Genomic DNA, 24,225 nt, shown 5'->3' on the forward strand with positions numbered 1-24,225 from the left:
CATCATGAAAAGACGTACGTTTCTGACCGGCACCCTGCTGGGTGCCGCCGGGCTTACCGCTGTCCCGGCCGGCGCTTCGGCGGCCTCGGTGACGGTGAGTTCCTTGGACGGACTTCAGAAGGCGATCGATCGCGCGGTGCCCGGCGACCGCATAGTCGTGGCCGATGGCGTGTACACCGTCCCGCCAAGAGCAGCCCCCTGCGAGGACATCGACGGTCACCCGCGCGGCAGCGCCCGTGACGTCGGCGCGGACCAGTACACGACACTGGCCCCGGTCCCTCGTCCCCTCACAGCTGCGGACGTGGGCCCGAACGCCTCGTGAGAGCGGGTGACCGGGTCGAGTTCGCCCCATACCCGTCTGCCAGAATCGGCGTATAGCTGAGCACGACAGCGACGTGGCTATCGGCTGGACAACCGGCAGTCGGAGGCAGGAATTCGCTTCGGCGCCCTCGCCGAACTGTTCGACCCGGTGACGCTCCGGCACGTCGATCCGGCTCGGGATCGGTGCCGGCATGCGGTGCTGGGAGGTCGGCGCCAGGCGGTGCCTCCGTACCCGTCGGGCTGGCCGAACGAGTCGGCCCGACGGGTACGGTGATCGCCACCGACACCTGGGGACGCCGCCCGTAATCCCGCCCGGGAACAGTCCTCGATGTTCAGGCCCCCGATACCGGCGCCCGCGTATCAGGGGAGGAAGGCGTCGGCATGTGCGGCGGCCCATTGGGCGAAGGTCCGTGGTGGACGGCCGGCAACCTCCTCAACCGCTGACGTCACCCTGGCCACCGTCTCGGGCACCATCGCCCACATCCGCAGCATGAACTCGATGCCCTCCTCGGGCCAGCCCTCGGACCGCCACTGCCGTCGCGCCTGATCATCGGTCAGCTCGGTGAAGCGGATCTCACGACCGGTCGCGGCTGCGATGGCGGACACCTTGTCCGCCGGCGTGAGTGCCTCGGGCCCCGACACGACGAGGCGCCTTCCCGCATGGCCGCCCTCGGTCAGTACCGTTGCGACAACATCCGCGACGTCCCGCTCATCGGCCGAAGCGGTCCTGCGCCGCGCATACGGCTCGCGGACCTCCGCCCTGCTGCGGATGGTCTCAGCCCACCCCAACGCGTTGGACATGAAGTCGATCGGCCAGACGAACGTCCACTCCACCCCACCCTCACGCACCGCCCGTTCCAGTTCCCCTCCCTCACCGGCCGACAAGACCGTCAACCGCCGCACACCCGCCTCAGCGGCCATCGCCACGATCTGCGGCCCCGTCCTCAGCGGGACATGGTCATATCCAGTGGCTCCGATCAGATGCACGGTACGAACTCCGTCGAAAGCCGCTGCCAACGTCCACGGCTTCGTCAGGTCACCGCCCACCACCTCGACACCGTCAGGCAGACCAGTCACCTCGGCCGGGCTGCGCGTGAGCGCGCGAACCTCGTGCCCGGTCTGCCGGAGCCGCTCCACCACATGACGCCCCACAGTCCCCGAAGCACCCGTCACCAAAATCGTCATACCGCTCCTTACCTGCTGTCGGTGAAGGCGGGTACCGCAGGCATCCCACCGAGCGGCAGCCGAGGCCTTCCGCCACTTGGCCACTGACGGAACGGTAAGCACCATCTAGGTCAGATCTCGTCCGCAATCCGACCGGCGACCACGATGCCGCTGCCCGCCGTCCGGCCTCTACGGCCAGAACGAGAGGATCTCGAGTACCGTCTCCCCCGCTGATCCGCCGCTGCCGCCCTCCGACCGCTTTCCGCCCGTGCCGAGGGCCACCGCCAAGGCGTAGCCGAGGGCCGCCTCGACGGGGAGGACCTTGGAGGAGCTCCACCACTTGGCCGGGGCGACGCGCCCGCCTCCGGGAGAGACGAGGAGCTTGCCGAGGCGGACCTTGTCCCGGATGAGATAGCTCTGCGTCACGTCGTGGGGGACGAGACGGTACGTCCGGCCGCCGTCGGGGAATCGCACCGTGTACGTGCGGCGGTTCACGTATCCCCTGCTCAGGGGTGGAGGCCCGCCCATGCCGTCGATCGTGAGGGTAAGCGCGTTGGGATCGCTGGTGCCTATGGGCGGCCATGACGTGGGTTCTTTGCCGGGATCGCGGCGCAGTGTCGTCCGGGGCAGCCGGTCACCGTTGACTTCGACGGAGCCCTCGGCGCTGTCCAGGGTGATGGTGACTTCCCCGAAGACGAGGTCCTCGACAACGGTGGTGATCCGGCCCATGGGTGCTCCTTCGTGTGCGGTGCGGCTGCCGAGGGTGGTCAGGCACCTCCAATGATCATGGGTATTTTCGCGAACGGGACGTACCTCTGTGGACCGGGCGGCCGCCCCGGTCGTGAGGCGGCAGGGCGAAGCCGACCTCCGCGCCGCCGCCGGCCGCCGTGGTGGCGAAGACGGTTCCGGCGTCGGCCGCGATGATGTCGTGCACGATGGCCAGACCGAGTCCGGAGCCGGGCGTCGCCTGGGTCCGGGGGCCTCGGTAGAAGCGGTCGAAGACGGCGTGCTGCTCGCCGGGCGCGATGCCCGGGCCCTGGTCCCGTACGGCCAGCCTGCCCCAGCCGATGTGCACGGTGACCGGGGTGCCCTCGGGGCTGAACTTCACCGCGTTGCTCAGCAGGTTGTCGATGCACCGCTGGAGCGCGCGCGGTCGGGCACGTACCGGCACCGGCGGGTTCGCGTCGTCCTCGATGACGAGGACGGTGCGCCCGGTCAGCAGGCGGAAGCGCTGCGCGCTTTCCTCCGCGGTGACGGCCAGGTCGACGGCCTCGGGCTCCTCTTCCGTGTGGCGGTCGGTGGCCAGCTCGACGAGCTCGCGCACCAGGTCGTCGAGGGCGGCGGTCTCGGTGACCAGGGTGGTGAGGATCTGCTCCTCGTCCTTGGGGTCGAGCCTGCCGCGCGCCCGCTGCAGCAGCTCGGCGCTCCCGCGCACCGAGGTGAGCGGCGTCCGCAGTTCGTGGCTGGCGTCCTGGACCAGTTGCTGCTGCTGGGCGCGGGAGCGGCGCAGTGCGGCCAGCATGTGCTCGAAGCTGTGCGTCAGTTGGCCGATCTCGTCGGATCCGGCGGGCGGCAGCGGCGTGGCGAGGTCCTGCGTGGTGGTGATGCGCCGGGTGGTGGTGGCCAGTCGGCGGACCGGGCGCAGGATCCGGCCCAGGACGAGCCAGCCGAGGAGCGCCGCGAAGCCGATGGCGGCCGCGGTGGTCCAGGAGATCCGCCACAGGAACTGGTCGTCGACGCGGGCGGCGCCCTCGTAGCCCTGGCCGACCATGACCGCCCCACCGCCGGGCAGGGGCCTGGTCAGGGTGCCGTACTCGGTGCCGGAGACGACGACGTCCGCGCGGCTCTCTCCTCTCCCGGTACGGGCCACGCGCAGCGCGTCCGGCGAGACCGGCAGGGCGTCGTGGCCGGGCGCCAGCGGCCGTACCGTCCCCTGGGCGGACACGACCTGCTCGATCATGTCCGGGCGGGTGGGCGGGGTCAGGCCGGCGGCGAGGAGGGCGACGGTGGTGTTCGTACGGTCGTCGAGGCCCCGCTCGAGCTCGTCGGCGACCAGGTCGCTCACGCCCCGGTACGACATGAAGGCGGCGAGGCAGATGGCGAGCGCGGCGGCCGCGGCGACGACGGCTGTGACCTTCGTGCGGAGCATCAGGGCTCGGAGCATCACGCGGGCCGGATCGTGTAGCCGACGTTGCGGACGGTGTGGATCAGCCGGGGCTCGCCGCCCTGCTCGGTCTTCTGGCGCAGGTAGCCGATGTAGACGTCGAGGGAGCGCGACGTGGTGTCGAAGTCGAAGCCCCAGATGCGCTCGTACATCTGCGACCGGCTGAGGACCACGCCCACGTGGCACAGCAGCAGTTCCAGCACGTCGAACTCGGTCTTCGTCAGGTCCAGTCGCCGCTCGCCGCGGAACGCCTGCCGGGAGGCGGGGTCCAGGGTGAGGTCCGCGACGGTCAGGGCTGCGCCGTCCTCGGCCGGATCGGTGCGCCGCAGCAGCGCGCGTATGCGGGCGAAGAGCTCCTCGGTCGCGAACGGCTTGGCCAGGTAGTCGTCGGCACCCGCGTCGAGCCCTGCGACCCGGTCGCCGACCTCGTGCCGGGCCGTCAGGACCAGGACGGGCAGCCGGTCGCCGCGCCTGCGCAGCATCCGGCACAGGCCGAGGCCGTCGAGGCCCGGCATGACCACGTCCACCACCGCCAGGTCGGGCCGCTCCTGTTCCAGTAAGCCGAGGGCTTCCAGGCCGTCGGAGGCCATGAGCACCCGATAGCCCTCGAAGCGCAGCAGCTGGTCCAGGGTGCTGCGCACTCCCGGGTCGTCCTCGACGACCAGCACCGTCCGGCGGTGTCTCGTTTCGTCAGTCATGTGATCATTTTGATCGGTGGTGGAGGCGGTCACGGCGCCGGCCCGTCAGCCGCGGACGGGGTGGACCGGAGTGACGGCGATCGGCGGGAGGGCGCGCAGGCAGGAGGCGTCGCCCGGGGTGCCGGTGCGGAGGAAGTGCGCGGAGATCCCGGTGACGCAGCGGCTCGGCTCCAGCTCGGGCACGTGCCCCATGTTGCGGGCCGAGAAGAACCGGCTGTCGCGGAACTGCGCGGCGGCCTTCTTCCCGCTCGCGTCGGGCGTGTTGGCGTCGAGGTCGCCGGAGAGCACGAGGACCGGGACGTCCGGCAGCTCGAGCGTCGTGGGCTGCGGGTCAGGGGTGTTCTCGCGCGGCCAGCCGATGCACACGTCGCCGGCGTCCGTGGTGCCCTCGGTGAAGCCCTTGGCACTGAACGCCCCGTGCTCACCGGGACGTACGGCGGCCAGCGCGGCGTTGTACTGGCGCCACCGCTCGGACAGCGGGGCGTCCTTCGACCAGGCCTTGCGGTAGTCGTTGCAGGTGACCGCGATGTACGGCGCCTGGTCCACCGTGCTGCCCGTCTTCCCCTCCTCCTGGACCAGCTTTCGCAGTGGGGCGGTGTCGCCCTTCACGAAGCGGTCGAGGGCGTGGGGCAGCCGGCCGAGCAGCGTGGGCTTGTCCGGCTCGAAACCGACCTGGCTGCTGGCGGCCTCGAACAGGAGGTTGGCGAGCTTGTCCTCGGTGAACCGTTTCGTGTAGACGCCGTGTTCGGTGGTGATCGGCACGGTGATGGGCTGGGTACGCAGGCGGGCGGCCGTGGTGGCCAGGTCCTGCACGGCCTGCCGGCCGTCACATGCGACGGGGACGCCGCGCTCGCACACCCGGCGCAGGTTGAGCGAGACCGCCTGCGCGCTGGGCCGCGCCAGCGGGTCGAGCTGGAGGGGGTAGGCGCCGGACAGGACGATGGAGCGTACGCGCTCGGGGTGGCGAGAGGCGTACACCGGCATCAGGTACGTGCCGTAGGACAGCCCGTACAGACTGAGCTTCTGTACGCCGAGGTGGGCGCGGATCGCGTCGATGTCGTCGGCGGTGGCCGCCGAGGTGTAACCGGCGGTCTTGGGCCCGAGGTTCTTGGCGCACCGTTCGACCGCGGCCCGCTGCTGGTCCCGTGTGCCGAAGCGGTACTCGGCGTCGGTGACCCCGCACGGGACCGGTTGCGACGTCCCGGAGCCGCGCGGGTCGACGAGCAGCAGGTCGTGGTCCTTCAGCAGGCCCTCCAGGCCCCAGGCGAACGCCTCGGCCTTGTCGATCGAGGTCTCGCCCGGGCCGCCCGGGTTGACGGCGACGGTGCCCTTGGCGGGGCCGGGCGCGCTGTGGCGTACGACCGCGTAACTCACCTTGACCTCGCCGAGCTCCGGCTTCTCCGCGACGAGCGGACGGTCCAGCCGGCCGCAGTCGACCTGGTGCCCGTCCACGGTCGGGCACCAGGCGGGTGCCACGTCGGCCGTGGGGCCGCTCAACGACGCGGAGGCGGCGGTCGCCGTCGGCAGCACCGAGGTCATCACCGCCATCATGCTCACACCCAGACCCGCACGCCGCGCCGTGCTCTTGTACGTCATTGCCCACTCCTCTGACATGCGTTCTGCAGTTGCGGACACAACGCTGCCGGGCGCACTTCGCAGGCACGGCAGAGCGACGGCAAAAGCATGTAAGAACCGGAGCGGCGCATCAGAGGTCGTTCGGTAGTGGTGTGCAAGGGTGGCGGCGGAGAACTCGCGGGTGTGTACACGCATCCGGGAGCCGAGAGCGTTTTACCGGGCAGGAGCGCTGACGATGGCGATGCGGGCGGTTCCGCTGGTGGGCGGGCCGGTGGAGTTACGGGGTGCGCTGGATCTGGAGATGACACAGGCGGGGGTGATGCCGCGCCGGTTGCCGGCGTGGACCAAGGAGCAGTACCAGGACCCTTCGGTCTACGGGGTGACCCTGATGCCTTCGGGGGTGCGGCTGGTGTTCCGCACGGATGCGCGTGAGCTGGAGTTCGAAGTGCTCACCTCCACAGGACAGCTCGACACCGACCCCCATCCCCGCCCGACCGGGATGCTGGAGCTGCTGGTGGACGGTGCCCCGGCCGGGCGTCGGCAAGCGCCGGTGGGCAACGTGGTGCGGATGGCGGGGCCCGGGGTCGTGCAGCGAGTGATTCCGGGCGAGCCGGGGACCGTACGGTTCACCGGGTTGCCGGCCGGCATGAAGAACGTCGAGCTGTGGCTGCCGCAGCAGACCCCCACGGAGCTGGTGGCGTTGAGGGCCGACGGCGAGGTACTGGCGCCGTTGCCGGACGGGCGGCGCCGCTGGGTGCACCACGGCAGTTCCATCAGCCACTGCCTCGAAGCCGACGGCCCGACCGGCACGTGGCCGGTGGTGGCGGCTGCGCTCGGGGGAGTGGAGGTGATCAACCTCAGCCAGGCGGGTAACGCGCTGCTGGACCCGTATGTCGCCCGGACGATCCGTGACATGCCCGCCGACCTGATCAGCCTCAAGGTCGGCATCAATATCGTGAGCCTGGCCGCCTTCCGGCTGCGCACGTTCGGCCCCGCGGTGCACGGGTTCCTGGACACGATCCGGGACGGGCACCCGGACACCCCGCTGCTGCTGATGTCCCCGGTGAGCTGTCCTGCCCTTGAGGAGACTCCCGGCCTGACCGCGATGGGCCCGGACGGGAAGGTCACAGCCCTGGGCGACCCGGCCGATGTGGCCGGTGGGGCGCTGTCGTTGACGGTGGTCCGTGCCGAGCTGGCCCGGATCGTGGCGGCTCGGCAGGCCCGCGATCCCCACCTCCACTATCTCGACGGACGCGAGCTGCTCGGCCCGGACGAGGTGGATGACCTGGCCGACGGCCTTCACCCCACCGCCGCCGCGTACCGCCGGATGGGCAAGCGCTTCGCCGCCCACGCCTTCGCGAACGACGGTCCCTTCCGCTGAATAACCGGGGCTGCTGAACGACCAGGGCTCCGCGCTGCACCGGGTGCGGAGCCCGAGCGTCCCATCGGCCGGCGTGTGACGCCGCGCACGTACATCCGTTTGGCCCGCCTCTTGCCCGGCCCGCTCAGGGGCGGCCCACGAGCCTCGCCGTGAACTCGGCGAGAGCCGCCCGCATGTGCTCGGCGGTCATGTGCTCCTGGCCGACGAGGTGTTCGACGAGGTCGGCGCGGGTGGCGGCGAGCAGGGCGTGCGCAGCGTAGGAGCTGTCGCGTAGGCCCGGCATCCGCTGCAGGGTGTCCGCGAGGGTGCGGTGCCACCACGCGTAATGGCCTGCCCGATAGGGGCTGCCGCTGCCGGTCTCTTCCAGGGCGAGGGTGAGGTGCCAGTTGTCGAGCTTGAAGCTGAGCAGGGCGTCGAGCAGGGCCGGTACGCGTTCCTCGGGCGGGGTGGCGGGGCCGAGGGGGGCCGGTCCTTCTTCCACGGCGTGACGCAGGGACTGGATGCGCTGCTCGACCACCGCCTGGATGAGACCGGTGCGGTCGCCGAAGCGGCGGAAGAGAGTGCCTTTGCCGACCCCGGCCGCCGCCGCGATGTCGTCCATGGAGACGCCGCCTGGGCTCTGGCTACAGGCGAACAGCTCGTCGGCCGCGGCCAGTACGGCCTCGCGGTTGCGCAGTGCGTCCGCACGTTCCTTGCGCGACGCGCAGTCCTCCGCCCCCGCCGCGTGAAGAAGGAAGAGAACGAGATGACCACGCCCACCGTTCTGGTCACCGGAGCCACGGGAAACACCGGCCGCCGCGTCGTGTCCCGGCTCGTCGCACTCGGGCACACGGTGACGGCTGCCAGCCGTCGCGCTGCCGCACAGGACGGCGCCAGGGCTGTGCGCTTCGACTGGCACGACACCGCCACCCACGGCGACGCCCTGCGCGACGCGGACCGGGCCTACCTCGTCCCGCCCGTGGGCGATCCGGACCCGGCCGCCGTCATACTGCCCTTCCTGGAGCGGGCCCGCGCCGCCGGCGTGCGGCGCGTGGTGCTGCTCAGCTCGTCCGCGATACCCGAGGGAGGGCCCGGCGTCGGCCGCGTGCACAGCGAACTGGCAGGGATGTTCGAGCGGTGGGCGGTGCTGCGGCCGTCATGGTTCATGCAGAACTTCACGGACCAGCACCTGCACGCGGACAGCATCCGCAGCCACGGCACCATCCTGACGGCGACAGGTGACGGGCGCGTGGCCTTCGTCGACGCCGACGACATCGCGGCCGTCGCCGTCCATGCCCTCACTGATGAGACGCTGCCGGCCGACGACCTGGTGATCACCGGCCCCGAGGCCCTGAGCTACGACGACGTCGCCGCCGTCATGACCAAGGTCATGGGCAAGGACGTGTCCCACCGGCCGCTCACCTACGACCAGATGCGCGACCACCTGGCAGCCGCCGGAATCCCCGAACAGTTCGCCGCGATGCTGGCCGCCATGGACCGTGCCATAGCCGACGGAGCCGAAGACCGCGTCACCGACACCGTCGAGAGGGCGACCGGCCGACCGCCACGCGGATTTCACGCATACGTCCAGAGCGTCATGGGCTGAGAGGCGGCTGAGGCCGGCGCCGGGCGGGGATGGCGCGCGATGTCTCCGCGGACATCCCGGAGTCGGGCGCGGCCGGACCGGTGAGCGAGGGTGTCCTGCGGGACCGTACGCTCCTGCCCTGCCCCCTTTCATTGCCCGGTTTCCGCCCGTCTCCTCAAGCGCAGTATCGAGAAGGGTGACGCAGCGAAAGGGGAGGCCATGACCGTAATCGTCGGGCTCGTGCACAACGAGCGGGTGCACCTGGGCGGGGACTCGGCCGGTGTCTGCGGCCTCAGGATCACCGTCCGCCGGGATCCGAAGGTCTTCCGGAACGGTCCCTACGCCATGGGCTTCACCACCAGCTTCCGCATGGGCCAGCTGCTGCACCACGCGTTCAAGGCGCCCAAGCCCAAGGGCGACCTGGACCGCTTCATGACCACCGTCTTCGTCGACAGGCTGCGCACCTGTCTCAAGGACGGCGGCTGGTCGCGCAAGGACTGTGAGCAGGAGCAGGCCGGGACGTTCCTCGTCGGCATATACGGTCGCCTGTTCACCGTCCACGACGACTATCAGATAGCCGAGCCCGCCGACGGATACGCAGCTGTGGGGTGCGGGGACGAACTCGCACTCGGAGCTCTGCACGCCACCGCGAGCCTGGGCCTTGCACCACGAAAGCGTCTGGCCCTGGCCCTCGCGGCTGCCGGTCACCACAGCGCCGGGGTCTCCGAGCCGTTCAGTTACGTCACTGCGCGAAAGCGCTCCTCCTGATCAGGAGGGCCCACAGTTCCTCGGCGAACCGCGCTTCCAGTGCTCACTGCGCCGTCGCAGCGGGAATGTCGACGCGGGCGGCCCTGCGGGCCGGCCAGAGCGAGGCGATCAGCGCGCCTGCCAGGGCGATGAGTATGCCGAGGGCGAGGCGTCCCCAGGGGAGGACCAGCGTGTAGCCGGCGACGCTGTCCTGGAGGGTGCGTCCGAGGGCCCAGCCCAGGAAGACGCCCAGGGCCGTGCCGAGGGTCGCGCCGAGTGCGCCGAGGAGCAGGGCCTCCAGGCGGATCATCCGGGTCACTCCGGTGCGGTCCAGGCCGAGGGCGCGCAGGGTGCCGATCTCCTTGCGGCGTTCGAGGACGGACATGGCGAGGGTGTTGGCGATGCCCAGCGCGGCGATCGCCAGGGCCATGCTGAGCAGGGCGTAGAAGACGTTGAGTTGCTCGCCGATGCCACTGCTGTCCTGGGCGCGGATGCTTGCCTGGTCGAGGACGGTCAGGGCGGGGTTGTCGCCGAGGGCGTGGGTGACGCCCGCGAGTGCGGCCCGGCTGGGGCCGCCGTGTGTGGCGACGAGGACCGCGTGGGTGCTCGGGGCGGAGTCGTAGCGGGCGACGAGGGAGGCGGGTGCGGTGATGCTCGGCATCAGGTCGCTTTGTTCGTCCGCCTGGTAGATGGCGCCGATGGTGACGCTGCCGCGTTGGCCGTCCTGACGCTGCAGGGGGAGGGCCTGGCCGACATGCCAGCCTGCCTCCTTGGCCTTGAAGTCGGCCACGGCGATCTGACCCTTGGCCAGGCAGTCGAGGGAGCCCGCGACCATGTCGTACCGCAGCAGTCGGCCGATGGTGGCGGGGTCGACGCCGGTCAGGACGGAGGAGGTGCCGGCCAGGCGGTATTCGGTGGACTGGTTGAGCGGGCTGAAGATGGTGCCGGACAGCTTCTCGAGGGGGGCGGTGGTGGCGGGGGTCATCCGCTGGCCGCCCGCGGGCTTGACCACGTAGTCGGCGCGGAGGGCGTGGGTGGTCGCGCGGTCGAGGTACTGGGACGCGGAGGCCCCCAGGACGGACAGGCCCGAGGCGAGGGTGAGCGCGATGGCGAGCGCGGCGGCGGTGGCGCCGGTACGGCGCGGGTCGCGCACGGTGTTGCGGGCGGCGAGGTCGCCGTGCACGGGGTGGAGGCGGGTCAGCAGCGGCTTGCACAGGGCTACGAACGGCCGGGACAGCAGGGGGATGAGGCCGATCGCCCCGGCCAGGGTGAGGGCCGCGCCGATGCCGATGACGGCCCGGGCGTCCTTCCCCGTGGTGAGGGCCCCGTACACCGCGGCGGCGGTGCCGGTGAGCGCCAGCGCGGCGCTGAGGCCGGTGCGCAGGGAGCCGGCACGCGCGGGCGCCGTGTGCTCGGCCGCGCTGAGCGCGGCGACGGGCGCGATGGCCATGGCCCGGCGGATCGGAAGCCATGCGGCGACCATCGGCAGGAGGGTGCCGACCAGCATGGAGATGATCACGGTGCCCGGGGTGAGGACCAGCGGGCCGGCCGGGGCGTCGGCGGGGGCGAAGAGCGACTGGAGCAGGGCGGCGACCCCGGTGCCGACGGCGACGCCGGCCACGGAGGCGATCGCGCCGACGAGGAGGGACTCGGCCAGCAGGATGCGGCGCACCTGCCGGCACGTGGCGCCGATGGCCCGCATGAGGGCCAGTTCCCTGGTGCGTCGGGCGACCAGCATGGTGAAGGTGTTGGAGATGAGGAAGGCGGCGACGAACAGGGCGACCGCGGCGAAGCCCACCAGGATCTGGCTCATGGTGTCGCTGTCGCTGGAGGCGAGGTTCGCCTTGATCTGGGCGAGCCGGGCCCCGGTGACCGCGGTGGTGCCCTGGGGCAGCACCGGATCGACGCGGCTGAGGAGCTGCGTCACGTCGGCATCGCGGGTGGCCGTGAGCTCGATGTGCTGGAAGCGGCCGGGCTCGAGGAAGAGCCGCTGGGCGGTGGTGTTGGTGAACAGCGTCAGGCTGCCCCCGGAGGGGAGCTTGGTCCCGTCGGTGCGGAAGATGCCGGTGAGGGTGTAGGAGGCGGCGCCCTTGTTCGTACCGACGCGCACGGTGTCACCGACGCGGTAGCCGCCCTTCGCAGCGGTTCTCTCGTCGAGGGCGATCGTGTCGTCGCCGGTCGGGCCGGAACCTTGGGTGAAGCGGTACGCGGGGTCCTTGCCGTTCGCTGCCGGGGCGAAGTTGCCGCCCTGGGAGGACCCCTGGGAGGACGTGCCCTGACCGATGAGCTTGCCGTCGCGGTCGGCGACGGCGGCGAAGCCGTCGACCCGGCCCGCGGCGGCGGCGACGCCGGGGAGCTTGGCCAGAGCGGTCACGGTGCGGGCGTCCAGGCCGGCCGGCCGGCCGCCGGGGGAGGCGTCAGCCGCGACGTCGACGGCGATGCGCTCGTAGCCGGCGGTCGCCTTGGCGGTGGCGGCCTGGTTCAGGCTGTCGCCGTAGACGAGGCTGCCAGTGATGAAGGTGACGCCGAGCATGACCGCGAACGCGGTCATCAGTAGGCGGGCCTTGTGCGCGAACACGTTGCGCAGGGCGGTACGGAACATGGGGTGCGGATCCTGGGAGGCGGGCTCGGCGGACGCGAGCGAGAGAGCAGGTGGGTGGCGGGTTCGGTGCCGGCGTAAGCCGGCGGGCGGCGGGCGGCGCGTCGGCCGGTCAGCTGGTGCGTGAGCGGGTGTCGAAGGCCTTCATCCGGTCCAGGACCCGGTCCGGGGTGGGGTGCGTCATCTCGTCTACCAGGCGGCCGTCGGCGAGGAAGACCACGCGGTCGGCGTAGCCGGCGGCGACGGGGTCGTGGGTGACCATGACCACGGTCTGGCCCAGCGCACACACGGATTCGCGGAGGAAGCCGAGGACCTCGGCGCCGGCGCGGGAGTCGAGGTTGCCGGTGGGCTCGTCGCCGAAGACGATCGCGGGCCGGGAGACCAGGGCCCTGGCCACCGCGACGCGCTGCTGCTGCCCGCCGGACAGCTGTCCGGGCCGGTGGTCGAGGCGCTGGGAGAGGCCGACCATGGAGACCACGTGGTCCAGCCACTGCCGGTCGGGCCGGCGGCCGGCGATGGTCAGCGGCAGCGTGATGTTCTCCAGCGCGGTCAGCGTCGGCAGCAGGTTGAACGCCTGGAAGATGAAGCCGATCCGGTCGCGGCGCAGCGCGGTGAGCTGCCGGTCGTCGAGCGTGCCCAGTTCGGTGGTGCCGATGCGGACGGAGCCGGAGTCGAACGAGTCGAGCCCGGCGGCGCAGTGCATCAAGGTGGACTTGCCGCAGCCGGAGGGGCCCATGATCGCGGTGAACTCGCCCTCCCGGAAGGCGATGCTGACACGGTCCAGGGCGACGACGCGGGTGTCGCCGCTGCCGTAGACCTTCGACAGGTCGGTGACGGCGGCCGCGATCCCGGTCGTCGGGTGCGGTGTGAGCGTGCCAAGGGGTTCGGCGGTCACGGGGACTCCTCTTCGGGTGCCAAAGGGTGCACGTCGAAGGGTGTCCGGGGTACGTATCGGGGCCTGGGCCGCCGTGTATCGGCGTCCGCTCCGCTTCGTATCGGTTCTGTAGGGGCCGGGTCGGTACGGATGAGGTCGGGATGGACCGGTACGGGTCAGGTCGGCAGGCGCAGGGTGGCGACGGCGCCGCCGTCCGGGGCGTTGCCGAAGCGCAGCTCGGCGCCGAGGAGCCGGGCCTGGCCCAGGGCGATGGTCAGGCCCAGGCCATGGCCCGAGCCGCGCTCCTTCGCACCCGTGTGGAAGCGGCGCGGGCCGTCGAGCAGTAGGTCAGGGGGGAAGCCGGGTCCGTGGTCGCGTACGACGACCGTACGGCCCTCGACGGTGACCTGTACCGGGGTGGCCCCGTGCCGGTGGGCGTTGATGACGAGGTTGCTGACGATCCGTTCGAGGCGGCGCGGGTCGGTCTCCACGGTCTGCGGGGCTTCTGCCTGCTGTGTGTCGGCAACGGTGACCTCTGTGGCGAAGCCGGTGCGCGCCACGGCCTCGGAGACGACCGCGTCGAGCGGCACCCGGGCGCGTACCGGCTGTTCGGCGCCGGCGTCCAGCCGGGAGATCTCCAGCAGGTCCTCGACCAGGCCGCGCAGGTCGCGCACCCGGGCCCGGATCAGATCCTCCGTCTCCCCGGGCGGCAGCAGATCGACGGCTGCCAGCAGACCGCCGACGGGGGTACGCAGCTCATGGGCCACGTCCGCGGTGAACTGGCGCTCGGTGCGCAGCCGGCGGCTGAGACTGTCGGCCATGAGGTCGACGGTGGCGGCGATGTCGGACACCTCGTCGCGGCCCTTGGTGGGCCCGGTACGGGCGTCCAGGTCCCCGGCGGAGATCCGGCCCGCGGTCTCGGAGACCTGGCGCAGCCGGCGGCCGAGCAGCCCGGCCCCGTAGGCCGCCAGGGGCGTGGCCGCCGCGAGTGCGATCAGCGAGGCCACGGTCATGGTCACGTCGAGCCGGTGCAGATTGTGGAGCTCCGAGCTCATGTTGACCCGGACGGCCAGCACCCGGCTGCCCGGGCCGTCGATCCGCTGGGCGGCCCAGACGCTCGGGCCCACATTTCCGTTGACGTGTCCGTCGTAGGCCGTACGCCGGTCGCCGCCGGCGGGGTGTCGCAGTGCGGCGGGCAGCTCGGCCGGGTCGAGCTCGGCACCGTCGGTGAGAGTGCCGGTGCGGCGGTAGGTGTCCATGGCCGAGTACAGGCTGTTGAAGGCCCGCATTTCGGCCCGCTCCCGGATGTCGTGCGCGGTCCACACGTGCACCAGCACGCCCACCGCCACCGCGACCAGGCATGACGTGGACGCGGCCAGCGCGGCGATCTTCCAGCGCAGGGGTACGCGGGCCGGCCGCGCCCGGTTCAGCGAGGGCAACGGTCTCAGCGCCTGAGCTTGTAGCCGAAGCCGCGGACCGTCTCGATCCGGTCCCGGCCCAGCTTCTTGCGCAGCCGCTGCACGCACAGGTCCACGACCCGGCTGTCGCCGTCCCAGCCGTACTCCCATACGTCCCGCAGCAGGGTGTGCCGCTCCAGCACGATGCCCGGGTGGGCGGCGAACTCCAGCAGCAGCTTCAGTTCGGTCGGGGTCAGTGCCACCGGGCTTCCGGAGACGAACACCTCCATGCCGCCGGTGTCGATCGTCAGGTCTCCGAAGGTCAACAATTCGCCCTCGGACGGTGCTGGCTCGTCGCCTGTGACCTGCCCGGGTCCTGGGGCGGGCGCGTAGGTCGCCCGCCGCAGCAGCGACCGGATACGGGCCACGAGCACGTAGGTGTCCACGGGTTTGACCACGTAGTCGTCCGCCCCGGCCTCCAGACCGGCGACGATGTCGAGCCCGTCGCCGCGGGCGGACATCATCAGAACCGGCACCAAACTGGTCTCGCGGACCCTGCGGCACAGGCCGATCCCGTCCAGACCTGGCAGCATCACATCCAGAATCAGCAGGTCGAAGGCTTCGTCACGGAAGAGCTCCAGCCCGGTCAGCCCGTCGGCCGCAGCCTTCATCTGGTAGCCGTAGCGCTCGAGGGCGACGGTGAAGGAGCGGCGCATCAGGTCGTCGTCCTCCACCAGCAGCACGCGAACAGGCCGGGGAGAGGCCGGAGCCGGGGCGGGCGAGGACACGGGCAGATGGCTCCTGTTCGTACGGTCGTGAGGTATGGACCGGCTGGTGCAACTCATGTGCGGACGGCGACCTGAAAGGAACGATAAGGCTCCGGCTTCCTTCGACCCCCTTCGCCGTGGCCTGACGCACGGATTCGATGGACAACCAAGCGCTCCCTGATACGCGCCTGATACAAAGCCCGTCCAGGTCCCCTCCAGGTCCCGTCCAGGGTGGTGCGTCGCTCCCGTCAGGCTCGGGGCGCCAGCAGCTCGTCCAGCTCGGCTGTGAAGAACACGGCGGGGTCGAAACCCATGTTGGTGAAGTGGCCGGCGAGTTCCAGGGACAGAACGCCGTGCATCCGGGTCCAGAAGGCCAGGGCCCGGTGGAGGGCCGCGGGCGGGGCGGGGTGGCTGCCGGCCCAGTCCCGGTGGTCTTCCAGGTGGGCGCTGAACGAGGTCGCGGGGCCGTCCGGGGTGAGCGCCGCGCACGCGTCGAGCAGCGTTTTCATGATCTGGTCGGAGATGCCGGTGATGTCCTCGGGTGCGTGGTAGCCGGGGACGGGTGTGCCGTAGATGAGGAAATACCGCTGGGGGTCCTCCAGGGCCCAGCCACGCAGGGCGTGCGCCAGCCCGGCCAGGTCGGCCGGGTCGGCATCGGTGGCGGAGGTCTTGCGGAGGGTCTCGGCGAGGCTTCGGTAGGCCTCCCGGATGAGTTCGGTGATCAGCTCGTCGCGGCTGGCGAAGTAGCGGTAGAGCGCGGGTCCGCTCATGCCCATCTGTTTGGCGATCGCGTTGAGGGAGAGCGCGGACGCTCCCGCCGTGGCGATCTGCTCCCAGGCGTGCGCCTTGATCTCCGCGCGCACTTGGGTGCGGTAGCGCTCGCGCGGCGTCTGCGCGTCCGTCTTCGCCATGGTCTGCCGCCTTCCCCAGCCGAGTGGCTACAGGCTCAAGATTTAGTTAGAGGCTATCACGCAACCTGTTGACCCCTCGGTCCGTGCCGAGTTACATCTTCTAACGAATGCGCTAGCTTCTAGCTCGATAAGAGGGGAACAACATGTCCGGCATCCGCAGTACCCGCATCCGCGCTGCCCTGTTCACCGCCCCGCTCGTCGCCATCGGCATCCTCGGCACCGCTGTCGTACCGGCCGGGGCCACCACCTCTCATCCCGCCAAGTCCCTCACCTGCCGCGGGGAAGGCGTCGACCCCAAAGCCCACGTCCGCCACCGGACCGAGACCGTGATCCACGCGCCGCTGCGCACCATTTGGAAGCTGCAGGCCGACGTGGAGCGCTGGCCGTCCTGGCAGGGCGCCGTCACGACCGTGAACCGCCTCGACCACGGCCCGTTCCGCAAGGGCTCGGCGTTCCGGTGGACGACCCCGGTACCTCCCAACCCCACGACCCCCGCCACCAGCCTCGAGATCACCTCGACCGTCGAGCAGCTCAAGCGCAACTCCTGCATCCGCTGGGCCGGCCCCGCGATCGGCGAGGGACTGCGCATCGACGGCGTTCATGTATGGAACTTCACCGAGGTCAAGGGCGGCGTCCGCGTGAGCACCGACGAGACCCACACCGGTGCCCAGGTCGAAGCGGACGTTCCCACCGCGACCAAGATCCTCCGCCAGGGCCTCGAAGCATGGCTGCGCGAACTCAAGACCGCCGCCGAAGCCCCCACCCACAACCGGCCGCACTGAACGAAGAACCAGGCCCGGCCCTTCCGGGCCGGGCACGCCGGGGCACGGGGTCCGCCCAGTCGGGTGAACGCGTCGCGGATTCGCCCCCGGTGCCGAGATCACCCACTGGAGCGGTATTCCCATCGCCACGGCTGTCGACCTCAACGCCGCCCGGTACGCGGGCAGCAACGCCTCCGCCCGGCACAGCCGGGGCCTGCAGTCCCTCACCGTACGGCCCCTGCGGATCCATCTGCCTCCGCTGGAGGAGTGGGTGACCATCAGCTTCCTCGACCGCGACGGCACCGGGCGAGAGCTTCGCCAGGAGTGGCTGATCCGCGACAACCTGCCGACGTTCGTCGACACCGACGCGCTCAGCACAGCCGCCGCGTGTCAGGGCCTGGACCTCGACGCTGACGAAACCAACCGTGCCAAGCTGGCGCTGTTCGCGCCGGGCGCCCTCGCTCAGGAGAGGTCCGCCGCGCAGGGCACCGCCCACCTGCCCGAGCCACGACAGGGCGAGCTGGTCACCACCATGTCGACCGTGTTCAAGGCACGGGAGGTGCGGACCTCGTCCGGCACCTTCGGCCACATCCGCATCTTCACCTTCAACGTCCAGAGTCCGGCGGAATTCGTGAAGGAGTTCGTCCGCCTCATTCGCCTGCTACCCCAGAACGGGCTCGTCGTGGACGTCCGTGAGAACGGCGGCGGACACATCCACGCCGCCGAGTTCACCCTGCAGACCCTGACGCCGCGCCGGATCGTCCCTGAGCCCGTCCAGTTCCTCAACACCCCGCTCAACCTGCGGATCTGCGGCAGGCACCGCGGTGACCCGGCCATCGACCTGGGGCCGTGGGTGGCGTCGATGGAGCAGGCCGTCGAACTCGGCACGGCCTTCTCCAGCGCCTTCTCCATCACGCCCGAAGACGGCGCCAACGCCATCGGTCAGCAGTACTTCGGCCCGGTCGTCCTGATCACCAACGCGCGCTGCTACTCGGCCACCGACATCTTCGCGGCGGGCTTCCAGGACCACCGCATCGGCCCGGTGCTCGGCACCGACGACGCCACCGGCGCGGGCGGCGCCAACGTCTGGACCCACCAGCTGCTCACCGCCCTGCTGGAAGGGGAGGAGGACGTGCCGTACGAGCCGCTGCCCAAGGGGGCGGGCATGCGGGTGTCGATCCGCCGGACACTGCGCGTCGGTGCGTTGTCGGGCACGCCCGTGGAGGACCTCGGCATCAAGCCCGACGAACGCCACCACATGACCCGGCGCGACCTCCTGGAGGACAACGCCGATCTCCTCGACCGGGCGGGCCGGCTGCTGAGCGAGCAGCCCGTGCGCGAGATCGCCATCGCGGACGTCACCACAGCCGACGGAGACCTGCGCCTGCGGCTGCGAACCGCCAACGTGGACCGTGTGGACGTCTACCTCGACCAGCGGCCCCGGGCGTCGGTGGACGCCACCGACGGTCAGACCGAGGTCACGGTGCCCGGCGCGGCCAGGGCGCGCTCGGCCCGGCTGGACGGCTTCGCGGACGACCAGCTTGTCGCGAGTACGACACGAAGCCTCCAGTAGGCACAACCCGGCGGGACGACGCGAGCTGCACCGGTCCTGGCCGGGCGGACGACCTCACCGGCGTGGTCGGCGCGCTCACCGTCGGCCGGCTTCTTGGCCGTCGCCGCCGGGCGGTGTGCCACAGTTCGGGCCGCCCGGGCCGTCGAACTGCACCGAGCTGAAGAAGTCCCGGTACGTGGGGAAGAAGTTGCCCTTGCCGGTCGGGCCGGCGGAGGTGGTCGCCGTGCAACCGGTGTAGTTCGCGTCGGACCAGAGGTAGATGGTCGAAGCGGTCCGGTTCCAGTCCGACTTGGCCCGGTCGTTCATACCGAGCGCTGCCAGGTCCGGCGCGCTCCCTCGTAGCTTGATCATGTCGCCGGTGCCGTCGAGGCCCGAGAACATGCAGTAATAGCCGTCAGGGCAACGGTCGTACCCGTCGGCCGCATGGGCCGTGGAGGCCGGCAGCATGATGGCAGCCGCGGCTGCCGCCAGCATAGGAAGGGCACGCAACGTATTCCTCATCTGCTGATGCTCCTTGTTCCGAATTCCGAGGGCCTCGCCACCCGATGAAGGACGCCGCCCGCTCTCTCGCTGCCGCGTGGCATCGCGTCTTCCCGGGCAGGGGAGACAGGCACTTCGTACCCCGGGTTGAACTGAGATAATGCCGCTTACGTCATACTTTCTCGGTGCCTATAGCCGCGATGATCCCAGCGTCCGCCCCTCGCCCGAAGCGCCGCAAGGCACTGTGGCTCGCCGCCTTGGCCGCGACCGCAGCCTTGGGTGGCCTTACGTACGCCTTCACCGGGGTCGAGGACACCGTTGACGAGGGCCTTCAAGAACGCCCGATGGCCTGTTCGGAGGCCATGTACGCCATGGGCTGGGTGCTTCCCGACCATGCGAGCGACCAACGGTGCGCCGAGCTCAGCGGCGGCCTTGCGGGCCACACCCAGTCAGGCACCTTCCGTATGCCGCGCGCTGACGCCCGACCCTGGCTCGCTTCGCTCTCCGGAGAGCGGAATCGGCCGGACGGGGCGGGATCCGACAGCGTGGTGGAACGGAAGGAAGGGCTCGCCCTTGGCATCCTCAGGCCGCCGGGCAGCCTCCAGGCCGACGAGGTGAAGGTGGACGTCCGCTGGGAAAGCGAGGACACCGCAGTCGTCACCTTCGAGACGTTCGACCACTAAGGACTGTCCGACGCCGCCAATTCGGCTCACCCCACCCGTCGGACACGCTTAGTGGCGGCGGGCCAGCAAGTGGGCGTCGAGGAATCCCCGCTCGGAGGCCGGGTCGTGGAGCAGCCGGGCGAACGTGACGAGCCCGGCCCCGGCCAGCAGCTCGGCGAACCGGTCAACCGGCCAGCTGTAGGCGGGCGTCACCTTGTGGTCGAAGCGGACCGGCTCCGGTCCGTCGGTCGCGAAGAACGAGACCAGGAGCAGGCCCCCTGGTGCCAGGACACGCACCTGCTCGGCGAGCAGCGCGGGCAATTCCCCAGGCGGGGTATGGATCATCGAGTAGTGGGCCAGCACGCCGCCGAGCGCGCGATCCTCGACCGGCAGGGCCTCCATCCGCGCCTCGTCGAACCGCAGCGCCGGATGGGCCCGCCGGGCGTGGTCGACCATGGCCGGGGAGAGGTCGAGCCCGAAGGCGTCCAGCCCCAGGTCGTGCAACATGGCCGTCAGATGCCCGGGCCCACACCCGACGTCGGCTGCCCGCAGGTTCCCCGTCCCGCGCACCAGCTCGGCGAAGGTGCCGACCATGGCCCGCGCGAACGGCTGCGTCTCGAGCCGATCAGCGAACATCGACGCATACAGCTCGACGACCCCGTCGTAGGCCGCCCTGGTCTCCTCCTGGTGCTCCACCACGGGAAAGAAGCTAACATCCGCGCACGTTCGCAACCGTCAGCCCGGACGGCCGCACCGTGGCCACCGCGAGCATCGACGGCACAGCCGTGCTCTGGAACACCGACGCCTCGCGCACAGAGGCGGAACTGTGCGCCACGGTGGCGCGCGACCTCACCCCGGACGAGTGGGAACGGTTCGCCCCGGAGGCCTCCTACCGCCGGACTTGCCCATAGGGGCGGGGGAGCAAGCGCCCGGGAAGCGGATTGATAAACCGCTGGTGACCGGGCTGCTTACCAATCAGCTGGCGCTGAAGACGTGGTGCCCGGCGAGGCGCTTGGGGAGCAGGGGAACGGTCCGCTGCGCGCCTCGCCGTCCTGGCACGTCCCTCGAGCAGAAAGGCAGGGCACAACGTGACGCACGCACGAACTCGCTGGCGCAAGGCACGCACCTCCCTCGCCACAGGAGTGCTCGGCGCGGCGCTGACCCTGGGGCTATCGGCGGTGCCCCAGGCCACGGCATCGGCCGACTCGCCGGCCGTTCCGCAGAGCTTCGCTGATCAAGGTCGTGCCGCAGGTCTGACCGCGAAGCAGATATCAGAGCTTCAGCGGAAGACCGAGCGGGAATCGTCGGTCACTGGTGGCCGGCAGATCGCCCTCAACAAGATCTCGCTGGATGGCGGTGAGATCACCATCCCGGTTCCGGGCGAGAAGTACGCCCTCGACCTGTCCGCCACCGCAGCCACGAAGACGAAGGGGGAGTACAAGGAGTGGCTGTCCGACACCCCCCTGCCCCGACCGGCATCATCAACGGGAACTGGCGCCCGGTGTGGTAGGCCGCTGCCTGGCCACTCTTGGCGCCGGCAGCGCCGGCCTGGGGCATGGCCACGGCGAGGGCCGCAGCCGCTACTGCGGCGAAGCGCCTTGCCCGACGCGGAAGATGCTCGCGGGTCTGTCGGTGACGGACCACCCCTGGGTCCACTCAAGCGGAACACGAGGTGGTTGACCTGAGCGTCCGTTACGGAGCGGGTTCTGCACGTCGAAGGCTGCGGAAGACCGCGGGGGTGGTCCAGCCGCGCAGCGTGGCGTGAATGGTCGATCGGAATGTGGTCTCGGCCGTGCAGGCGTCGAGGGCTCCGGCCAGTTCGAGGGTGACGAGTCCGTGCAGGGTCACCCAGAGCGAAAGAGCGATCGACGTCGCTTCGCCGGCGAGGACAGACTCCGTCAGAGCGCGGTCGATCGCCGCGAGGAGTGGCCGGATGGGGTCGCTGGTGCCGACTGTGCCTGACGGGTCGAAGGATTGCACGCCACCGAACAGCACCGTGTAGAGGTGGCTGTGTTCGCGTCCCCATCGACGGTATGCGGCGGCCAGTGCGTAGAGGTCGGCGAGGGGGTCCTCGGAGGTCGGCACTGCCGACACGTCCTGGAAAAGGCCGGCGACGGCTCTGTTGCGTACCTCGCCGATCAGCCCGTCCTTGCCGCCGAACAAGGAGTACACCGCTGTCGTTGACGTCCCGGCAGCAGCGGCCAGGGATCGGACGGTGAGCGACTCCCGCGGACGGGTGGCGAGCATCTCGGTCGCGCACGCCACGAGCCGCTCTTTGACGGTGTCGTCGTTCGTTCTCGGCCTACCCACGAAGACCAGCCTACCCTCTCTGATAACGTCGTTTTGAAACAGCGTTCTGAAACTTTGGGGGTCCTCATGCCAACGTCCGTCATACGTCTCGTCCGCTTCACCCGGCGCCTGGTGCTGGGCCTGGCCGCCATCGCGGGGTTAGTCGCCGCCTTTCTCGCACTGCTCGTCCTCACGGACGGGGCAGGCTCGGGGCTCGCCGCATGGCTGACGACCCTTGGCATCGCGACTGTCCTCGCACTGTGGTGGGGGTGGCGCCGTGGCTGGCCGGCGCGGCTCGTACCGTTCCTGCCGGTGGTCATCGCGGCGGCATTGACGGCGTCGGTCTGCGTCCCGACCGTGCCCACGGCACGGCGGTACCCGCCCGCCCTGCCCTTCGTCGCCACGCAGCACTGGAGCCTGGCCACGGGCAGCCGGGTCGCGGTGTACCACTACCCGTCCGCGAACCCCACCACCCGACATCCCATCCCGTTCGTGTACCTGAACGGCGGACCGGTACGCGGCATCTCGGTACTCGACCACCGGTTCCTGCAACTCCTGGCGCGACAGGGTTACGACGTCTACGCCTACGAACAGGCCGGCGGCGGACGAAGCGACCTGCTCCCCATGGACCAGTACACGATCTCCAGGTCGGTCCGCGATCTCGCCGCCTTCGTCGACCGGCTGGGCAAGGGCAGGGTCGACATCCTCGGATTCTCCGCAGGCGGGGGCGTGCTCACGCGAGCCCTGGCCGATCCGCGCGTCGCGGCGCGCTTCCACCGGGCGATCATCGCCGAGCCCGGCCCGATGGACGGCCCCACCGCGCGCGTCACCGGGCACAAGGGCCGACCGTCCGCGCGCGACCTCGCGCCGGCCATGACCGGACCGCGGTCGACACGCGTCCCCCGGTACGCCGCCGCGTTCGGCCTCATGCGACTCGGACTCCTCAGCCCCGACACCGGGTTGATCGGCCAGGCCGAAGGCGACAACGCGTTCACCGCCGCTGATCTCGGCAGCGACACCGCATCCGCCTACTGCGCGCGCGACGCGCACCGCATCCCCGTCGAGGACACGGCACAGAACTTCTCCTTCAGCCCCGCCGCCAGCCTCCGCGTCCAGCAGACGGTCAAGGACTCGCCCTCCATCGCCCCGCAACTGAGGAATTCCCGGACCCCCGCGATGCTGATGATCGCCGAGTGCTCCTCCCAGGTCCGGCAATGGGCGACCGCCATCCTTGCCAACGACCCCGCCATCCAGCGCACGCAGTACATGCCCGGAGTCGGGCACCACATGTGGAACGGCCTCGACGACAACAACGACCGAGTCATCGCCTCCATCACCGCATTCCTCCAGGACAAGCCGGCACCCCTGCCGAACCACCCGACCAGCGGTGAGATCCCAGCCTTCCTTCGCGACCACAAGTGACGACGACCTGCGGCCCGCCACCGGCTCGGCGGGCGAGCGCTCGGACGCTGCTTGGGCTACGGGTACGAGGCCGGCGGCATCGATCGTGCGGCTTCGCTCGCTGCTCGGCCTCGGTCAGGGGGCAGGCCGGCTCCGTGAGCCACGCCCGTTCGCTCAGGTCGCCTGGATGGCCTAACGGACAGGAAGGGAAGTGCCTGACTTTGCCCGTGTGGAGCGCTCCAGGTATGGGCGGTACTGTCGGATGGATAGTCGCCTCTTTGCTGAATGAGTACCTCTTTCGGTACCTATCGGTGGGGGCTATCGACACTGTTCCGCTGGGCATCGGCGGAGCGCCGCCTCAACCCCCGGAGGGGTCATGGCTACAGGGACCGTCAAATGGTTCAACGCCGAAAAGGGCTTCGGGTTCATCGAGCAGGAAGGGGGCGGCCCTGACGTATTCGTTCATTTCTCGGAGATCGACGACGCGGCAGGTGGCTATCGCTCCCTGGAGGAAGGGCAAAAGGTGGAGTTCGAGGTCACCCAAGGCCAGAAGGGGCCGCAGGCCTCCCGAGTCAAGCGGCTCTGAACTCCCTGCACGCGACGAACACACCTGAGAATTGCATCCCGTTGCAGAGGCCGGTGCCGAAGCCGGTGCTAGGGGCTGGGAGGACGCAATGGCCGATCGGCATACTCTGAGCGTGCTCGACTGGCACGATGACGGGTCCTCCACATCGTCTGTCTGGATCGTCAGCGCGGATGAGCGAGAACGAGTGCAGGATTTCCTGGGACGTGTCCCGGATGTGGAGGGCGTCGTCACGCCGGAACAGGCGGACGAAGCAAGGGTGATCACCCAGAGCTGGCTGACCTGCGCCAGCGAGGACTCATAGCAGCCGTTTC

At 70.5% G+C, this 24,225-nt stretch carries 25 protein-coding genes and 1 pseudogene; 12 read left to right on the forward strand and 14 right to left on the reverse strand.

Going from position 1 to position 24,225, the window contains the following annotated elements:
* Positions 1–4 precede the first annotated feature (4 nt).
* Together ACIGXW_RS05065 and ACIGXW_RS05070 are read left to right on the forward strand one after the other, a co-directional pair.
* Positions 5–322 carry a hypothetical protein gene (locus ACIGXW_RS05065; RefSeq protein ID WP_399569914.1) on the forward strand — a complete coding sequence of 106 codons (318 nt, stop codon included), beginning with the start codon at positions 5–7 and terminating at the stop codon, positions 320–322.
* A gap of 52 nt (positions 323–374) precedes the next feature.
* Positions 375–606 (forward strand): annotated as a pseudogene (locus ACIGXW_RS05070) (SAM-dependent methyltransferase); the annotation flags it as partial.
* A gap of 75 nt (positions 607–681) precedes the next feature.
* Here ACIGXW_RS05070 and ACIGXW_RS05075 read toward each other — a convergent pair.
* From ACIGXW_RS05075 to ACIGXW_RS05095, 5 genes are all read right to left on the reverse strand, one after another.
* Entirely contained in the window at positions 682–1,506 is an 825-nt protein-coding gene (locus ACIGXW_RS05075) for an NAD(P)H-binding protein (protein ID WP_399569916.1), read from the reverse strand.
* Positions 1,507–1,674: 168 nt separating this feature from the next.
* Positions 1,675–2,214 carry a hypothetical protein gene (locus ACIGXW_RS05080; RefSeq protein WP_399569918.1) on the reverse strand — a complete coding sequence of 180 codons (540 nt, stop codon included), beginning with the start codon at positions 2,212–2,214 and terminating at the stop codon, positions 1,675–1,677.
* A 55-nt stretch (positions 2,215–2,269) separates the two neighbouring features.
* Positions 2,270–3,634 carry an ATP-binding protein gene (locus ACIGXW_RS05085; RefSeq protein WP_399569920.1) on the reverse strand — a complete coding sequence of 455 codons (1,365 nt, stop codon included), beginning with the start codon at positions 3,632–3,634 and terminating at the stop codon, positions 2,270–2,272.
* A 14-nt stretch (positions 3,635–3,648) separates the two neighbouring features.
* Positions 3,649–4,347, reverse strand: a complete 699-nt coding sequence (locus ACIGXW_RS05090) for a response regulator transcription factor (RefSeq protein ID WP_399569923.1) — start codon at positions 4,345–4,347, stop codon at positions 3,649–3,651.
* A gap of 45 nt (positions 4,348–4,392) precedes the next feature.
* The gene (locus ACIGXW_RS05095; RefSeq protein ID WP_399569926.1) at positions 4,393–5,943 is read right to left on the reverse strand and encodes an alpha/beta fold hydrolase; all 1,551 of its coding nucleotides are present in this window, start codon (positions 5,941–5,943) and stop codon (positions 4,393–4,395) included.
* A gap of 220 nt (positions 5,944–6,163) precedes the next feature.
* Between ACIGXW_RS05095 and ACIGXW_RS05100 the strand changes: the two genes are divergently transcribed.
* The gene (locus tag ACIGXW_RS05100; protein ID WP_399570831.1) at positions 6,164–7,303 is read left to right on the forward strand and encodes a GDSL-type esterase/lipase family protein; all 1,140 of its coding nucleotides are present in this window, start codon (positions 6,164–6,166) and stop codon (positions 7,301–7,303) included.
* A 124-nt stretch (positions 7,304–7,427) separates the two neighbouring features.
* On the opposite strand, the gene ACIGXW_RS05105 is transcribed toward ACIGXW_RS05100, so the two are convergent.
* The gene (locus tag ACIGXW_RS05105) at positions 7,428–7,979 is read right to left on the reverse strand and encodes a TetR/AcrR family transcriptional regulator (RefSeq protein ID WP_399570833.1); all 552 of its coding nucleotides are present in this window, start codon (positions 7,977–7,979) and stop codon (positions 7,428–7,430) included.
* A 69-nt stretch (positions 7,980–8,048) separates the two neighbouring features.
* On the opposite strand from ACIGXW_RS05105, the gene ACIGXW_RS05110 reads away from it, so the two are divergent.
* Entirely contained in the window at positions 8,049–8,888 is an 840-nt protein-coding gene (locus ACIGXW_RS05110; protein ID WP_399569928.1) for an NmrA family NAD(P)-binding protein, read from the forward strand.
* 198 nt (positions 8,889–9,086) lie between these two features.
* Positions 9,087–9,635, forward strand: coding sequence for a hypothetical protein (locus ACIGXW_RS05115; protein WP_399569930.1), 549 nt, complete (start codon positions 9,087–9,089; stop codon positions 9,633–9,635).
* 43 nt (positions 9,636–9,678) lie between these two features.
* On the opposite strand, the gene ACIGXW_RS05120 is transcribed toward ACIGXW_RS05115, so the two are convergent.
* The 5 genes from ACIGXW_RS05120 to ACIGXW_RS05140 form a co-directional block, all read right to left on the reverse strand.
* Positions 9,679–12,216, reverse strand: coding sequence for an FtsX-like permease family protein (locus ACIGXW_RS05120; RefSeq protein ID WP_399569932.1), 2,538 nt, complete (start codon positions 12,214–12,216; stop codon positions 9,679–9,681).
* 109 nt (positions 12,217–12,325) lie between these two features.
* Positions 12,326–13,108, reverse strand: coding sequence for an ABC transporter ATP-binding protein (locus ACIGXW_RS05125; protein WP_071967088.1), 783 nt, complete (start codon positions 13,106–13,108; stop codon positions 12,326–12,328).
* 155 nt (positions 13,109–13,263) lie between these two features.
* Positions 13,264–14,526: a sensor histidine kinase gene (locus ACIGXW_RS05130; RefSeq protein WP_399569934.1), complete on the reverse strand. Its 1,263-nt coding sequence runs from the start codon at positions 14,524–14,526 to the stop codon at positions 13,264–13,266.
* 5 nt (positions 14,527–14,531) lie between these two features.
* Positions 14,532–15,272: a two-component system response regulator CseB gene (gene cseB / locus ACIGXW_RS05135; protein WP_071967089.1), complete on the reverse strand. Its 741-nt coding sequence runs from the start codon at positions 15,270–15,272 to the stop codon at positions 14,532–14,534.
* A 227-nt stretch (positions 15,273–15,499) separates the two neighbouring features.
* Positions 15,500–16,162: a TetR/AcrR family transcriptional regulator gene (locus ACIGXW_RS05140; RefSeq protein ID WP_399569936.1), complete on the reverse strand. Its 663-nt coding sequence runs from the start codon at positions 16,160–16,162 to the stop codon at positions 15,500–15,502.
* Between the two features lie 143 nt (positions 16,163–16,305).
* Between ACIGXW_RS05140 and ACIGXW_RS05145 the strand changes: the two genes are divergently transcribed.
* Both ACIGXW_RS05145 and ACIGXW_RS05150 read left to right on the forward strand, forming a co-directional pair.
* On the forward strand, positions 16,306–16,944 hold the full coding sequence (locus tag ACIGXW_RS05145) for an SRPBCC family protein (protein WP_399569938.1): 639 nt from the start codon (positions 16,306–16,308) through the stop codon (positions 16,942–16,944).
* Between the two features lie 250 nt (positions 16,945–17,194).
* Positions 17,195–18,496 carry a S41 family peptidase gene (locus tag ACIGXW_RS05150; RefSeq protein ID WP_399569940.1) on the forward strand — a complete coding sequence of 434 codons (1,302 nt, stop codon included), beginning with the start codon at positions 17,195–17,197 and terminating at the stop codon, positions 18,494–18,496.
* A gap of 75 nt (positions 18,497–18,571) precedes the next feature.
* Here ACIGXW_RS05150 and ACIGXW_RS05155 read toward each other — a convergent pair whose 3' ends face one another.
* Positions 18,572–18,997 carry a peptidase inhibitor family I36 protein gene (locus ACIGXW_RS05155; protein WP_399569942.1) on the reverse strand — a complete coding sequence of 142 codons (426 nt, stop codon included), beginning with the start codon at positions 18,995–18,997 and terminating at the stop codon, positions 18,572–18,574.
* A gap of 164 nt (positions 18,998–19,161) precedes the next feature.
* Here ACIGXW_RS05155 and ACIGXW_RS05160 point away from each other — a divergent pair, with 164 nt between their 5' ends.
* The gene (locus tag ACIGXW_RS05160) at positions 19,162–19,659 is read left to right on the forward strand and encodes a hypothetical protein (protein WP_399569944.1); all 498 of its coding nucleotides are present in this window, start codon (positions 19,162–19,164) and stop codon (positions 19,657–19,659) included.
* Between the two features lie 48 nt (positions 19,660–19,707).
* On the opposite strand, the gene ACIGXW_RS05165 is transcribed toward ACIGXW_RS05160, so the two are convergent.
* Entirely contained in the window at positions 19,708–20,337 is a 630-nt protein-coding gene (locus ACIGXW_RS05165) for a class I SAM-dependent methyltransferase (protein WP_399569946.1), read from the reverse strand.
* Between the two features lie 56 nt (positions 20,338–20,393).
* On the opposite strand from ACIGXW_RS05165, the gene ACIGXW_RS05170 reads away from it, so the two are divergent.
* On the forward strand, positions 20,394–20,549 hold the full coding sequence (locus tag ACIGXW_RS05170) for a hypothetical protein (protein WP_399569948.1): 156 nt from the start codon (positions 20,394–20,396) through the stop codon (positions 20,547–20,549).
* A 781-nt stretch (positions 20,550–21,330) separates the two neighbouring features.
* Here the strand turns inward: ACIGXW_RS05170 and ACIGXW_RS05175 are convergent.
* A complete protein-coding gene (locus ACIGXW_RS05175; protein WP_399569950.1) occupies positions 21,331–21,948 on the reverse strand; it encodes a TetR/AcrR family transcriptional regulator in 618 nt (205 codons plus the stop codon).
* Positions 21,949–22,014: 66 nt separating this feature from the next.
* Here ACIGXW_RS05175 and ACIGXW_RS05180 point away from each other — a divergent pair, with 66 nt between their 5' ends.
* From ACIGXW_RS05180 to ACIGXW_RS05190, 3 genes are all read left to right on the forward strand, one after another.
* Positions 22,015–23,349, forward strand: a complete 1,335-nt coding sequence (locus ACIGXW_RS05180; RefSeq protein WP_399569953.1) for an alpha/beta fold hydrolase — start codon at positions 22,015–22,017, stop codon at positions 23,347–23,349.
* 355 nt (positions 23,350–23,704) lie between these two features.
* Positions 23,705–23,914: a cold-shock protein gene (locus tag ACIGXW_RS05185; protein WP_399569955.1), complete on the forward strand. Its 210-nt coding sequence runs from the start codon at positions 23,705–23,707 to the stop codon at positions 23,912–23,914.
* 112 nt (positions 23,915–24,026) lie between these two features.
* A complete protein-coding gene (locus tag ACIGXW_RS05190; RefSeq protein ID WP_399569957.1) occupies positions 24,027–24,215 on the forward strand; it encodes a hypothetical protein in 189 nt (62 codons plus the stop codon).
* Positions 24,216–24,225 lie beyond the last annotated feature (10 nt).

Source organism: Streptomyces sp. NPDC053079 (assembly GCF_044546695.1).
Lineage (GTDB): Bacteria > Actinomycetota > Actinomycetes > Streptomycetales > Streptomycetaceae > Streptomyces.